The sequence below is a fragment of the Neobacillus sp. B4I6 genome (genome assembly GCF_050434045.1).
Lineage (GTDB): Bacteria > Bacillota > Bacilli > Bacillales > Cytobacillaceae > Neobacillus.
Genome location: NZ_JBNPWB010000002.1, coordinates 4,215,869 through 4,229,809 on the forward strand (window position 1 = coordinate 4,215,869; position 13,941 = coordinate 4,229,809).

Here is a 13,941-nt window from a genome sequence, read left to right on the forward strand (position 1 = left end):
CTTACCTGATTTTCCCCAGTTCCTCTAAAAATGCAGGCCGTCTCATATACTTTTGTCTTAATTCTCCGATCAGCTTATGTGAATGAATCGTTCCACATGCATTTTTATAGGTTTTTATGATTGAACAAACCGTACGATATTTTTTTCGATCCGTAGCCTCCTCCGCCGAGTATTCAATATACTTAATAAAAAGGTTGTTTACTTCTTCTAAATATTCCTTAATTACATATGGATAAAGGTCCGTTATAGATGAAATATGATTTTGACAATAGTTTAAAAGCTCATCAGACAAATTTTCCTCTTTTAATATTGAGAGGTACACAGAGGGCTGGTACTCCATCTTTTTAAAATCATCAACAAGCTTTTTCAAAGTAGCATCCCATTCATTTGCTCCATATAATTCTTTTAGTTTTAAATAATATGTAAATTCATTTTTGAATAACAGTTCTCTTGCTAACTTCTTTTGTTGTTCGATATCGCCAAGAAATTCATAGGCTTGATATCGGTATTCCCGCCACTTATGGACAAGGCCTCGATATTCTGCGTCTGCTTTTTCTCCATCCAAACAAAGTTGAATTACTTTCTTGTAGTCGCCTTTTCCAAGTTCATTGACAATTGCCTTTTCACGAAACTCGCTATGGTCGATATTCTCAGAAATAAATCTTTCAGCTGCCTCAGCCCCATCACATCGTTCAATGATTTCGTGCTGAAGCAATTTAATTTCCTTTTTTTCAAATCGATCACTCCAAGATGATTCTGTCTTCAAATAGAGGGATTCCAGCTGTTTTTCTAACTTTTTTCTAAACACTTTATTAGGAGAATAATAGGCACAAATTTTTAAAAGAGCATAGCGCCAATCACTCCAACCATCATAATGTGCTTTTAATGCTTCTTTCATAATCGCGTCAAAAAGACCCTTCTTCTCTTTCTCATTCAAATGTGTCAGACCGGAAATAACTGCATCGTCAATCGTTCTTATTGCCCAATTCATAATGTCACCGATTGAGCCATTTGAGTCATCAGAAAAATTGAGCATTTTTACAACAGGTGACAATACGACCAGTGATAGTAAAACTGCACTCTCCCATTCACCTTTATCTACTTTTTCTTGTGCTTTTTGGAGAGTCAGATCTGCACCTTGTAATGCTGGGGCCACGTGACGCCAATCGATGAAACCTTTCCTTTTTGCACGATTAATAGATTCAGAAATAAGCTTTTTCGCTGATGAAATTTCGTCTTTATGAGGAGTGTATTTAAAAAGAAGTTGTTTTTCAATTTCGGGGAAATCATCTGACAGGTCAAGAATAATCCTCATTAATTCTTCTTTATTTTGATTGGTAAGGATAGTTTTTAAATCGATTTCACTTGATCGTGAGTTATTGTTTGGATTAGATGGATTCATGCTTTTCACCCCGTGTTGATTATATATATTAATTGTATCATGTTAAATTAAGAGCTGCCGAAAATTGGAAGCAAAAATTCGCCCATGGATGAGGAATGCATTTAAATAAATTATAAATGTCCAAATATCTTAGTTTAATTTTACACAAAATATGATTTTTATTAAGCTTCTCCCACCAAATTTTAATTTTAAAAATGGATAATTAAAAATGAGTGACTATTTTTTTGTATAATAAGCAAGTCCAAACAATAGCAGAGGCAGCAGACCAGCGAATCTAAACCATCCCTCCGCACCGCCAACATAGAGCGAGATGGTTGGTATCGCAAGGGCAATCCCACTCCACAAAAAGGCTTTCCATGATTTTTTCCAAAGACCCCTAACAAATAGCAGCACGGATGCTCCAATTAAAAGCCAATAGACGATTCCTACCAAGAAAAAATCCATTAAATATCCCCCTGTAAAAATATTTTTTATCCATTTATAATATGTCTTATTCACCAAATGGTCCTTTTACTATAGGAAATGTGCTTTACTCGGCTTATTTTTTAAAATGCCGGTCATGTAGTTATGAATATTATGATAGGATTATTCTATGCCAGTCCACCTTATGGGTTTTCTTTTAAAAAAACGAATAATATCTTTGCTGTCCCTCATACCATTAGGATGAGGAGAGACTGATGTCATGAGATTAGAAGGGAGATAATGAAATGCTGCAACGTCCTTTAGCAAGTGAGTACCCAGAATACTATAAACCTTATGTGAATCTAGTTCCTGAGGGTAATCTATTAACACTTTTGAAAGAGAATTTGGTCAAAACGATTGAGCTTTTTGAGTCGCTTTCGGAAGAAGATGGCCACTTTCGCTATGCCGAAAATAAATGGAGCATCAAAGAAGTACTTGGCCATATGGCAGACACTGAAAGAATTATGAGCTACCGGCTTCTCCGTGTTGGACGGGGAGACCAGACTGCTTTAGCTGGTTTTAACGAGAATGATTATGTCCAAGGTTCGCAAATTAATAAATTACCAATAAAAAATATTCTCGAAGACTTTATTGCCATTAGAAAAGCTACCCTTTCCTTAATTCAAAACATGCCGGAAGAGGCTTGGGCAAATATTGGCTTTGCCAATAACACTGAAGTCACTGCCCGTGCCATAGGCTGCATTATCGCAGGTCACGCCCTCCATCATTATCAAATCATTAATGAAAGATACGTTTCTTTATTGAATTGAAATAAGCCTTGGCATAGAAGTGAAAATGGTGTCAGGCACCACGATTAAAAGCCCGTGAGTTTAGTTTTAGCTCATGGGTTTTTATTGATTTTGGTAAAAATTAACTTGCGAACATTTGTTCTTTGTTTTATAATCAAAATATCGGTAATAATAAGAAGTGAGCATCTCTTAGGAGATTGGCTGGCTTATTTCCTATCGAGGATAGCAAAAAAAATACTTTTAAACCGAGGAGAGATTTATTATGACATTACGTTTGATTCCCTATTTAGTGATGGATGGAAATGCGAAGGAAGCGATTCAATTTTACGAAAAGGCTCTGGATGCACAGGTTCTTTTTTCTCAATCTTTCGGTGAAATGCCAGAAAACCCTGAATTTCCTTTACCTGCCGAAGCCAAAGATCGTGTAAGTCACGCGACGATCAAAGTGGGAGAAACGGAAGTAATGTTTTCTGATACGTTCCCAGGGCAGCCACATCAAAGCGGAAATCAAGTGACTATCTGTATTTCAACGAACGACGCAGACCAGGCGCATAAATTTTTCGAAGCCTTACAGCAAGGTGGTCAAGTGAATATGCCTCTTCAGGAGACGTTTTTCAGCCCAGCTTATGGTAGTCTAACAGATAAGTTCGGTGTGAACTTTCAAATCTTCACTGAGGGTCGACAATAGGACTTTTACATACGAGATGCACGCAAAAAAGCCCGGTCCATATGCGACCGGGCTTTTCCACATTAGTTTCCTTGATTAGTTTTTTCAACCCATTTTAGTACGGGAAACAGCAGGCTGATATTTTCTCATCGGGGCCTTTTCTAGCACCTCTTGCAGATAGAGGTTTCCATTCGGACTTGTTTTCTTGAGCAACTCTAACAAGTATGTAATATCATCTAGAGCTCTATGTGTTTGGTAATTTGTGATGTTATGCGCTTGTAATAGGGTTAATAGTTTCCCATTTGGAAAGCCGTAATTTTTCCAAGGGATGTTTCTCATTGTGCAATACCACTTCAGGTCGTTGACTTCCGGATACATGTGATAGAGAAAGCTTCGATCAAAGGAAGCATTATGGGCAAAAACCGAATCGGCACGATGGAAATAGGTTTTTATTTTTACATCATAAAAGCTTTTCCCTTGAACTAACTCATAAGGGATTCCGTGAACTCGATAGGCTGTGTCATAATTATTTCTTGCCGAACGGGAAAGCGGCTCACGCAAAAAGGAGTCTTCATCAATAATATCGATAACCTCGCCGGTATCTGCTCGATAGGAAAATAACTTTAATGCGAGCTCGATTACTTCATCCTTGGTAGGACCTAAACCGGTTGTCTCCACATCTAATACTAAACCCAATTTTTCTGACCTCATCTAAATGATCATCCCTTAATACTAAACTTTATCCCATTATACCAAAGCTTGCCATAGGACTCTATCTCCAAAATGTACCTTAATGAGAATATTACAGGGGAGGAACGTTAGAGAGTGACCATGACCGATATTTTTCGATGAGTACGGGCACTGTGGTCCACTCTTAGTTACTGTCCTCGGCTTTTTTCCTCCAGCATGGGCACTACTGACCCTCTCATCTATTAGTCCTCCAGCCCAATCCCCACAAGAAATGCCTTAATAATTATCATAAGACTTTCATTCAAATCCAACGACATCTTGAATCCGCCTTTTTGCTCTAGAGCAGAAAATCCATGTAAAATACTACGTAAGCCCCGGACAGCATGTAAAGCACGCTCCCCTTCTAAATGATATGCCTGCAAAACGCGGAGGGAAAGGTCAACGATTTTCGCCCCTGCTTGCTGCACATCCACATCTTCCGGGTCAGGGGCAAGTAATGTTGCCTCATAAATCCCTGGGTGCTTTCGGGAAAAATCCACATAGGCCTGGCTAACCGCCAGCACAGCTTCGGTGCCTGACACCCCAATTGCTGCATCAGCCATCACTTCATAAAGCTTATCGATTCCGTAAATCGCCAATTTCTTTCTTAATCCAGTGAGTCCATCAAAATGATTATATAAAGAAGGAGAACGTATCCCCAGCTTCTTTGCTAAGTTGGCCAAGGTAACTTCCTGCACCCCATGTTGGTCGGCAATCTCTCCTGCTGCTTCGATAATATAAGATATTTCGAGACCGATTTTTGGTCTTGGTGACATAATAATTACTCCCTATCCTAATTTTCGTTCCAGATTTTTGATTGCATGCTCCATTGAGTTTACAGGATTTATCACGAGGTCTCCGTGGCCGACTGCAAGCAATTCAGGCCGATAACTCACTAATTTCCGGGCACTGGACAAGGCGGTTTCCTTACTCCACGTACCATAAGCCGGGAATGGAAACCAAGCTCTAATATCCCCTGCAACAGCCATTCCACCTCGTGTTTGAAAGGAATCACCTGCTATCAACGCCTTGGTCCGCAAATCTAAAAATGACATGGAACCTGGTGTATGTCCTGGCGTTTCGATCGCTGTTAACGAACCAATCAGGTCGCCTTCCTTCAATAATAGATTGGCCTTCGTTTTTAATTTTTTCGGTACACCGCCTTTAATCGGGGTTTGTGCCTCCTGAGGATCCAGCGATCGATCGCCATTCATTAGTCTGTTGTCTCGCTTCGAAATATAAACCGGTACATCTGGCAGCAAGTCTTTTATAGAATCCAACGCCCCGACATGATCCTCATGAGCATGCGTCAACACAATTTTGGTAATCGGCTTTCCAATCGATTCAGCCGCCTTCATAATGCCTTTGGCACAAAAGCCAAGCGCTGCATCAATTAACGTTAACCCGTCCTCTTCCTCCACCAAATAGCAGTTGACCGGAAAAACATTCGCCATGAATGTAACTTGATACAAGTACCCATTTTTGATCATCCTCATAGTGACACATCCCCTTTAACTAATATCATTAGTTTTATATTAACTAATACCATTAGTTTAATCAAGTCCATTTTTGGAAAAAATTTCAATACTCTTTTGAATTCATATATTCATCTTTTTTGCCAAAAGATACTAACATGACTAGCATTTAATTAAGTTGACACTTAATTAAGTGTACGCTAAAATAACGATATGATTGAAAAAGTCCTTCATGCATTAGCAGAACCTAGACGTCGAGATATACTCTATCTCGTTCGTGATGGAGAAATGACCTCCAGCGCGATTGCCTCACATTTTGACATTTCAGCTCCAGCAGTTTCTCAGCATCTCAAAGTTCTCGAACAATCCGGCCTAGTTATAGTTCGGAGAGACGGAACGAAACGGTACTACGGTATTAGAAGGGACGGTTTTTCTGAATTAAAGCAGTATATTGACCGTTTTTGGGATGATAGTTTACTTCGTTTGAAAGAAGCTGCCGAAGAGGAAGAAAGGAGAAAAAATGAATCAGACCAATAATGAAATCATCACAAAAGAAATATTTATTGAAGCCCGTCCGGAAACATTATTTTCGTTCTTTACTGATGCGGACAAAATGGTTCGCTGGATGGGGAGACATATCCTGCTCGAACCAAAAATCGGTGGTAAATATCGAATTGATGTGAATGGCAGCGATATTGCCATGGGCGAATATGTAGAAATTGTTCCTTATGAAAAAATCGTCATGTCTTGGGGTTGGGAAAAATCAAAGCTCGTGCCACCTGGTTCAAGTAAGGTTGAATTCAAACTGACTCCGAAAGAAAATGGCACAAATTTAGTTTTAACCCATTATGACTTGCCAGTTGAAGAAGTCCCATCGCACAAACAAGGATGGTCCCATTACATGCCGCGCATTAAAGATTTTGCAGAAGGCAATGATCCGGGTGTAGACCCATGGTCCGAAATGGCCATGCATTAATTTTTATAAAAAATAAATAACCTTTTCTATTGAATAATATATTGGAGGAATAAAAAATGACTAAAACAATTCATCAAGAGGTAATTTTCAATGCCAGCCCTGGACTTATATATGAAGCACTCACAGATTCGAAACAATTCAGCGAAATGACGGGAGGTGCACCCACAGAAATCAGTCCCGAAGCTGGTGGTACTTTTTCTTGTTTTGGCGGCATGATTCTTGGAAGAAACATTGAACTTGTTCCAGGTGTGCGAATAGTACAAGCTTGGCGAGTAGCGAACTGGCCAGAGGGTGTTTATTCTATTGCTAAGTTTGAGCTAAAAGAACAAGACTCAAAAACCCTTTTGGTTTTCGACCACATTGGTTTTCCTGAGGCTGAAGGAGAACATCTTGCAGCAGGATGGGGAGAGAATTACTGGAACCCTTTAGAAAAATATTTAGGTTAATTCACACCCAGAATGACGTTAAAAATGCTTGGAGCATCTCCAAGCATTTTTCTTATTAATTAGTAAGTAATGGAGTTCAAGGCCCTGTTAATAAAATGTTCACAACTTTTTTACGAATATGTGAAATAGTGAACAATTTACCCTTATTTAAAAATAAGTTTGGTATAGTTACAATGTAGTTAACGAACAAACAAATAAAAATAAATTAACAAGGAGTGTTTCACATGGTAGTAAATTGGTTAAGAGAAAACAAAGTTGCCGCTGGAATTTTAACAGTTCTTCGCTTATATATGGGGTATTCTTGGATAACAGCTGGGTTCCACAAATTATCAGGCGGTTTTGATGCTTCTGGCTATCTAAAAGGGGCAATCGCTAATCCAGTGAAAGGTCCAGACGGCGCGATGGTTTATGGCTGGTATGTTGATTTCTTAAAGCATTTCGCCTTACCAAACGTTGATATTTTTAACACGATCGTCCCTCTAGGAGAATTCTTAATCGGACTTGGACTTATTCTTGGATGCTTAACAACTGCTGCTATGTTCTTTGGACTTGTAATGAACTTTTCATTTTTCATAGCAGGAACCGTATCACATATTCCAACAGATCTTTTCTTAGGAGCAATTATTCTTTTCTCAGGCTATAACGCTGGTCGCATCGGTCTTGACCGTTGGGTTATCCCATTCATTCGCAACACAGCATTTAAAGGGAATAAAACTGTAAAACATAACGTTTAATGCAAGTAAGCAGGGGGAATGTCTTTGATAAGCTCCCTTATATACAAAACTCTCTCTAAGAGTCTGGTGAAGGATCTTGTTCGTTTGAAATTTGTTCACAACTTTTTTACGAATATGTGAAATAGTGAACAATTTACCCTAATTTCAAAATAAGTTTGGTATAGTAAAAATGTAGTTAACGAACAAACAAATAAAATTTAATTAACAAGGAGTGTTTCACATGGTAGTAAATTGGTTAAGAGAAAACAAAGTTGCCGCTGGAATTTTAACAGTTCTTCGCTTATATATGGGGTATTCTTGGATAACAGCTGGGTTCCACAAATTATCAGGCGGTTTTGACGCTTCTGGCTTTCTAAAAGGGGCAATCGCTAATCCAGTGAAAGGTCCAGACGGTGCGATGGTTTATGGCTGGTATGTTGATTTCTTAAAGCATTTCGCGTTACCAAACGTTGATATTTTTAACACCATCGTCCCACTAGGTGAATTCTTAATCGGACTTGGACTTATTCTTGGATGCTTAACAACTGCTGCTATGTTCTTTGGACTTGTAATGAACTTTTCATTTTTCTTAGCAGGAACCGTATCACATATTCCAACAGATCTTTTCCTAGGAGCGATTATCCTATTCTCTGGCTACAATGCGGGCCGCATCGGTCTTGACCGTTGGGTTATCCCATTCATTCGCAACACAGCATTTAAAGGGAATACAACTGTAAAACATAACGTTTAATCAAAAGGCTATGTTAAAGCTTATTGTTAATTTTGGCACCCTTTTGATTGGAGTGGAAGGCGCGAAGACTCCTGCGGGAGGACGGGGCAGGGGAGACCCCGCAGGAGCGCAGCGACGAGGAGGCTCCCCGGACCGCCCGCGGAAAGCGAAGCGCCTGGAGCGGAAATCAACAGGCAAGTTAAACAGAGCCAATCAAAAAAAAGCGACGCAGTCTTGGTCATCCTACCAGATTGCGTCGCTTTTTTTAATACTAAAAGCTTTTATCTTCTTTTAAACTTTCTTTGTTCATATACCAATTGGTTACCTGTGTAAGGATGGCAAACATGAAAAAGAAATTCATAGCCCAGACATTAATAAACGGAGCCAACCCGCCAAATTCAATCGTTTCAAGACCTTTTAGCTTCATCACAATCATCGACTCGATAAAAATAAGCACAAAACCAACAACACCAGCAATAGCCGCTCTAATCATATCGTTTCCCCCAGAAATGATTTTTTTTATTTATGTAAGTTAAGGAAGTAGCATTTTTGACAATTTTGTGAACATCTTCCCTCTATTATATTGCAAAAATGGGATTTACAACACCCTGAAAATAAAAAAAGGCCCTCCCCCACATCTAATTCCATGTGGGTGTCAGGCACCATTCTTATCTTATTTTTTTAATAAATACTACCTTCAAGTAGTCCCCTTCTGGAAATTCTTTGATGGTTTTGAAATCGATGGGAAGTGAAAATTCTTCCAATTGTTTATACCGGCTGCCAGATTCTTTAAAGGCAGCATCAATAAAACTCTTGAATTTATCCATCCCAAAAGCGCTGCTGTTTGTGGATGCAACAATGGTTCCGTTGTCCGCAGTTATGGCAATCGCTTCGATTAGAAGATTCTTGTAGTCCTTTTCCGCACTAAAGACAAATTTCTTTGACCGGGCAAAGCTCGGCGGATCAAGGATGACCATATCAAACTTCAGCTGTTTCTTGACAGCATATTTAAAGTACTTGAATACATCCTCAACAATAATTGCTTGTGTTTCATGGTCCACACCATTTACACTAAACTGCTCAATCGTTTTACTCTTACTCCGATTGGCCAGGTCTACACTTGTAGTTTTCGTTGCTCCCCCTAGAGCTGCAAACACGGAAAAAGCCCCCGTATAAGAGAAAGTATTTAAAACTGTCTTACCGTTTGCATACACATCTCGGATTGTGCGCCTTACATCCCGCTGGTCTAAAAACACCCCGACCATGGCACTTTCATTTAAATATATCGCAAAGTTGACGCCATTTTCTTTGACAATAAGCGGGAACTGTCCTCTTTCACCTGCGACAAAGTCATCTTCCTCGATGTATTGCCCTTTTTCATCAAAACGCTTTTTCTGGTAAATGCCCTGGAATTCAACCAGTTCCTTTAAAGCTTGAATGATATAGTCTCGGAAATGATAGATACCCTTGCTGTACCAAGTTAACAGATAATAACCAGCAAAGTAATCAATCGTCAAACCACCGATTCCATCACCTTCACCATTAAACACTCGAAACGCGGTAGTTTCTGATCTTTGATAAAATGATTCTCTTTCCTTAATCGCTTCTTTAAGCATTTTCTCAAAAAAACGTTGATCAAAAGAATCATTTTCTTTTCTGCTCAACACCCAGCCAATTCCCTTATTTTGCTTACCATAATAGCCTTTGGCAATAAATATATTTCTTTCGTCGACCAATTTAACAATGGACCCCTCTTTTACGAGGTTGTCCACATTAATGACGGCTTCCTTAGATATAAGTGGATAGCCGCTTTTAAATTTATTTACAAACTTTGCTTTTACCTTTAGACTAACTTCTTTATTCATCGTGTCATCCCATCTGTTTTTTATCCTATTAAAATATTGTAGACAATATCTTGACTTACGAATCAACTCCGAAAGCAATATTGTAATCATAACACTAATTGCTATAACTTAATCTTACAGAGCATTTTTTAAAATATCTGATATTTTAAAAGTATAGAAAAAAAGCGGGGAGTAAGTTGATAACAAATTTTCATGAATACAATCATCAATATTTTATGGAAGAAGCATTAAAAGAAGCAGAGGAGGCTGGAAAGCGCGGAGAACGACCCATTGGTACAGTTATTGTCCACAATGGCACCATTTCATTGAATCAAATGCCTATATTCAGAAGCGACTACATAACTATATGTGCGGCGTGTTGAGGGACGAATCAACAAAAATATTGAAGAAGTACTCACCTTTTATGGCGGAAGTTGTATTAAATGGGCGCAGACCATCTTATATAATTAGGGACATTTTAAATCTTCACAACTTCCACACAAGTTCCACCTAAATTCTACACAAGTTTTTCTTATGATTAAGTCAAGTTAATACGGAAATGGTTCAAAGAGCTCATTTCTTAAAACTTCCCATAATTTTGATTGGTGCTGACACCAATCTATTTTTTTTGCCCAAAACTCTCTCCAGTATCACCTGAAAGCCAGCAGCTACTGCTAGTTTGAGGCTAAGTGATCACGGTCAGCCGCTTTTGGTGGCTGTTCCATCCAACCATGATCAATCATTATATTAGCTGCATCCTCGACATAAAGCCCGACATCCTTTACAAATCGTGCATACATTCCACCTATATCGTGTCTACCGTTAAGAGACATTCCGTTCCCATATGCTCTTATTTTCATGGAAAACATGTCGATTTTATGGGCTAACATTAATTTATCTGAAAATGGTGAAATAGTAGAAGTGCTTACTAAATGATCTAAAAGAGGTAGAGCAGGCAAATTTTCTTTATTTAGATGTTGTGAACAATTTACTATATGTTTGTTTGTCATTTCTTTTCCTCTAATAAAAAATTCCTTAATTTGCTCATTCTTGGCGACCTGGCTAAAGCCAATTAATAAAGCTTTGCTTGTTACGTTATTTTCATTATTTAAGTAAAGATGTGTAATTTCTAGAGCATGGAGCGGTCTCACATTCCCTATAAAACCATTTAGATAATTTTGTTTTTTTATAAAATCGACTTTTTCTGGGGTAGGAATAAGTGGTGGCTTAATTAAATAACCCTTAGCCATTAGAGCATTATTGACCTCATTTATTAGTTTAACTGTAGTATTAAGGGTATTGATAAAGAAGTCCCTAATATCTTCTCTTGTCATTATTGGTACCGCAATTGAATAAATGCTTAGTCCTGCTTTACCTGCATACTTTAAGTAATGCAGATAAAACTCATCAGAAAATAACCTTGGAGCATTTATGTTTACGTCCTCATCTGTAAATCCAATTGGCACAGGAAAGCTTTCTTCAATAAAGATCTTTTTTATTTCTTGTAATATGGATTCACATATATTCAGTGCGTTTTCTACAATTTTTTTGACATCTTGATCCTCAACATGTTGAAGATAGTACATAAGATAACGTTTGGACATGGAATTCCCCATATATGTGACCCAGAGTTTTCCCATTTCAGCAGATGTTAATTTTTCCTTAAATGCTCCCATAACAAATAATCCCCTTAACCACTTATTTTCACTTAGTTTTTTCCTTTAAAATAAAAACTATTCAATTAAACGGGACTTTTGGATATTTCCATCTTCACAACTTCCACATAAGTTCTACACATTTTTTATTTATGATAAAAGTAACTTAATTAGGAAATGGTTCGAAGAGCTCATTTCTTAAAACTTCCCATTTTGGATTGGTGCCTGACACCAATCTATTTTTTTTGCCCATAAAAATGTCAACCAACACATTATGTGACGGCTGACATTGGAAATAGTTAATGGCCTAGTTTACTCCCACTTGTGTCCAAGCAGATTTAACGGCATTGTACTGTGTGCTGCTTGAGCCATACATATCAGCTGCAGCAGCAAGAAGAGCCGCGCGTGCGTCGCTAAAATCACTTTGTGGAGCTAAATAAACGGTGAGTGCTCGATAGTAGATTTTTTCAGCAACAGCTGTACCCAGACTTGAAATCGTTAAATAGGCTGCTTTATTGGGAATCCCGCTGTTCGTGTGAACTCCTCCATTATCCGAAGTAGTATTCACGTAGCCGCTCATATTCTCCGGTTGTCCATAAAGACCAGGGTTTGAAAGACTGCGAAGAGCATCGCCAGCTTTATTCGGCGTGTACACATCCTCACCAATTAAGTAATCCCCTTTATCTAGGAATACTCCGAACGTATCAGAAATGGACTCATTTAATGCACCTGACTGATACTGATACTCTAACCCGGCTGTTCTTTCTGTTACTGCATGTGTTAATTCATGGGCTACGACATCAAGCGCACCTGACAATGAACGGAAGGTAATTCCATCCCCATCTCCATATACCATTTGCGAACCATTCCAGAACGCATTGTTGTAATTCCTGCCATAGTGGACGGTTGAGCGAAGAGTCGCTCCATTATTATCAAAACTGTTTCTATTAAACGTATTTTTATAATAATCATAGACCACACCCGCATAGTAGTGGGCATCTACATCGGCCCGCTGTGACGTTGAGTTAAAATTATTGTCAGGGTCAACAGAATAATTTCCAGGTAACCGGGATCTATTTACCGCCGTTCTTGTTTCTATGACACCCGTCATTGGCTTAGTAATATCATATAGATAGTAAGTACCGCTCGAATAATAGGTGTTAAGCGTTTTCGTATCTCCTAGAACACCTACTCCAGTGCCATCAGCTACTGCATTATAGGAATTTAAAATGTTACCATTTACGGCATCCACATAGACCACCCAGTTTGCAGGATATGGCTGAATAAATTGCAGATTTGTTTTGTAAGCCAGATTAAATTCATTACCATTTTTATAAACAACTAGTTCCGCCTTTTCAACGGTATCTTCTATTTTTTTGCCAGTAGGACCTGCTTCAGCATTCGTGATGGTTTCCTCTTTGGTTACTTTTATAGATTTCCAAGACTGATCAAGGGCAGTTTCCTTGGATAGTTGTGCTTTCAGGGCACCTTTGAAATAAGAAGATGCTTCTGGGAACACATCACCATTGACTGCTGTAACGATTCCATTTTTATCGGTATGGACCTTAAACTTCGCCCCATCCACCGGAATCCCCTGAATCGATTGAATAAAATTATAGTGAGTGCTACCTAGCCCGTCCGTCTCAACATCGAGTAATGTTAAATCTTTAGCTGTATCTAACTGATAAAGTGCTTTATTTTCTTTTAAAAATTGCTTAATCCCATCTATGTCTTTATAAACTTTGGTCGATAGTTTCCCATGGACAAAAGATGGTACCGTTTGTCCTTTCTTCCAGTTGACCTTTGCATCCTTACCAAACTGCGACGCGTCTTTCTTAAACGTAACATTGTAAGGAATTGTCTCAGCCGCAGCTGTAATCGGTAGCACAGACCCCATTGTTAACCCCAAAGCTAGTACAAGTGAAGTTCTCTTTTTCATCTCCAACCGCCCCCTAATGATCATTCTGTAAGAATTTTCAAAATAATCATAACACGATGAATCTTTTAGGATAATTGGGAAAAAGTGTGGGACATGGTGTCAGGCACCAGCGAAAATATCATCTATTCTATTAAAAATCCCAAAGCTAAGTTCA

17 protein-coding genes are annotated in these 13,941 nt (G+C 38.6%); 8 read left to right on the forward strand and 9 right to left on the reverse strand.

Annotation, left to right across the window (positions count from 1 at the left end; translation table 11 throughout):
• Position 1: 1 nt before the first annotated feature.
• Complete coding sequence (locus tag QF028_RS23085) at positions 2–1,402, reverse strand: hypothetical protein (RefSeq protein ID WP_429469236.1); 1,401 nt, start codon at positions 1,400–1,402, stop codon at positions 2–4.
• A 216-nt stretch (positions 1,403–1,618) separates the two neighbouring features.
• Entirely contained in the window at positions 1,619–1,846 is a 228-nt protein-coding gene (locus tag QF028_RS23090) for a hypothetical protein (RefSeq protein WP_088085639.1), read from the reverse strand.
• Between the two features lie 263 nt (positions 1,847–2,109).
• Here QF028_RS23090 and QF028_RS23095 point away from each other — a divergent pair, with 263 nt between their 5' ends.
• A complete protein-coding gene (locus tag QF028_RS23095) occupies positions 2,110–2,634 on the forward strand; it encodes a DinB family protein (RefSeq protein WP_429469239.1) in 525 nt (174 codons plus the stop codon).
• Between the two features lie 241 nt (positions 2,635–2,875).
• On the forward strand, positions 2,876–3,301 hold the full coding sequence (locus tag QF028_RS23100; RefSeq protein ID WP_429469241.1) for a VOC family protein: 426 nt from the start codon (positions 2,876–2,878) through the stop codon (positions 3,299–3,301).
• 84 nt (positions 3,302–3,385) lie between these two features.
• On the opposite strand, the gene QF028_RS23105 is transcribed toward QF028_RS23100, so the two are convergent.
• The 3 genes from QF028_RS23105 to QF028_RS23115 all read right to left on the reverse strand — a co-directional run bounded on the left by QF028_RS23105 (position 3,386) and on the right by QF028_RS23115 (position 5,505).
• The gene (locus QF028_RS23105; protein WP_088085635.1) at positions 3,386–3,991 is read right to left on the reverse strand and encodes an exonuclease domain-containing protein; all 606 of its coding nucleotides are present in this window, start codon (positions 3,989–3,991) and stop codon (positions 3,386–3,388) included.
• A 221-nt stretch (positions 3,992–4,212) separates the two neighbouring features.
• On the reverse strand, positions 4,213–4,785 hold the full coding sequence (locus QF028_RS23110) for a WHG domain-containing protein (protein ID WP_429469244.1): 573 nt from the start codon (positions 4,783–4,785) through the stop codon (positions 4,213–4,215).
• A gap of 12 nt (positions 4,786–4,797) precedes the next feature.
• On the reverse strand, positions 4,798–5,505 hold the full coding sequence (locus QF028_RS23115) for an MBL fold metallo-hydrolase (RefSeq protein WP_429469246.1): 708 nt from the start codon (positions 5,503–5,505) through the stop codon (positions 4,798–4,800).
• A 192-nt stretch (positions 5,506–5,697) separates the two neighbouring features.
• On the opposite strand from QF028_RS23115, the gene QF028_RS23120 reads away from it, so the two are divergent.
• The 5 genes from QF028_RS23120 (at position 5,698) to QF028_RS23140 (ending at position 8,370) form a co-directional block, all read left to right on the forward strand.
• Positions 5,698–6,021, forward strand: coding sequence for an ArsR/SmtB family transcription factor (locus tag QF028_RS23120; RefSeq protein ID WP_210427106.1), 324 nt, complete (start codon positions 5,698–5,700; stop codon positions 6,019–6,021).
• Entirely contained in the window at positions 6,005–6,460 is a 456-nt protein-coding gene (locus QF028_RS23125; RefSeq protein WP_429469249.1) for an SRPBCC family protein, read from the forward strand. The genes QF028_RS23120 and QF028_RS23125 overlap by 17 nt, the downstream gene beginning before the upstream one ends.
• A 56-nt stretch (positions 6,461–6,516) precedes the next feature.
• Positions 6,517–6,906: an SRPBCC domain-containing protein gene (locus QF028_RS23130; RefSeq protein ID WP_429469252.1), complete on the forward strand. Its 390-nt coding sequence runs from the start codon at positions 6,517–6,519 to the stop codon at positions 6,904–6,906.
• A gap of 224 nt (positions 6,907–7,130) precedes the next feature.
• Positions 7,131–7,640 (forward strand): DoxX family protein, encoded by a 510-nt coding sequence (locus QF028_RS23135; RefSeq protein WP_429469254.1) that lies wholly within the window; start codon positions 7,131–7,133, stop codon positions 7,638–7,640.
• A gap of 220 nt (positions 7,641–7,860) precedes the next feature.
• Positions 7,861–8,370: a DoxX family membrane protein gene (locus tag QF028_RS23140; protein ID WP_429469257.1), complete on the forward strand. Its 510-nt coding sequence runs from the start codon at positions 7,861–7,863 to the stop codon at positions 8,368–8,370.
• A 250-nt stretch (positions 8,371–8,620) separates the two neighbouring features.
• Here the strand turns inward: QF028_RS23140 and QF028_RS23145 are convergent, their stop codons facing one another.
• Both QF028_RS23145 and QF028_RS23150 read right to left on the reverse strand, forming a co-directional pair.
• A complete protein-coding gene (locus tag QF028_RS23145) occupies positions 8,621–8,842 on the reverse strand; it encodes a hypothetical protein (protein ID WP_098930381.1) in 222 nt (73 codons plus the stop codon).
• Between the two features lie 175 nt (positions 8,843–9,017).
• A complete protein-coding gene (locus QF028_RS23150) occupies positions 9,018–10,214 on the reverse strand; it encodes a class I SAM-dependent rRNA methyltransferase (protein ID WP_429469260.1) in 1,197 nt (398 codons plus the stop codon).
• Positions 10,215–10,390: 176 nt separating this feature from the next.
• Here QF028_RS23150 and QF028_RS23155 point away from each other — a divergent pair, with 176 nt between their 5' ends.
• Positions 10,391–10,576: a hypothetical protein gene (locus QF028_RS23155; RefSeq protein WP_429469263.1), complete on the forward strand. Its 186-nt coding sequence runs from the start codon at positions 10,391–10,393 to the stop codon at positions 10,574–10,576.
• Between the two features lie 291 nt (positions 10,577–10,867).
• Here the strand turns inward: QF028_RS23155 and QF028_RS23160 are convergent, their stop codons facing one another.
• Entirely contained in the window at positions 10,868–11,869 is a 1,002-nt protein-coding gene (locus QF028_RS23160) for a DUF3231 family protein (protein ID WP_429469266.1), read from the reverse strand.
• Positions 11,870–12,155: 286 nt separating this feature from the next.
• Positions 12,156–13,787: a M4 family metallopeptidase gene (locus tag QF028_RS23165; protein ID WP_429469269.1), complete on the reverse strand. Its 1,632-nt coding sequence runs from the start codon at positions 13,785–13,787 to the stop codon at positions 12,156–12,158.
• Between the last annotated feature and the right edge of the window lie 154 nt (positions 13,788–13,941).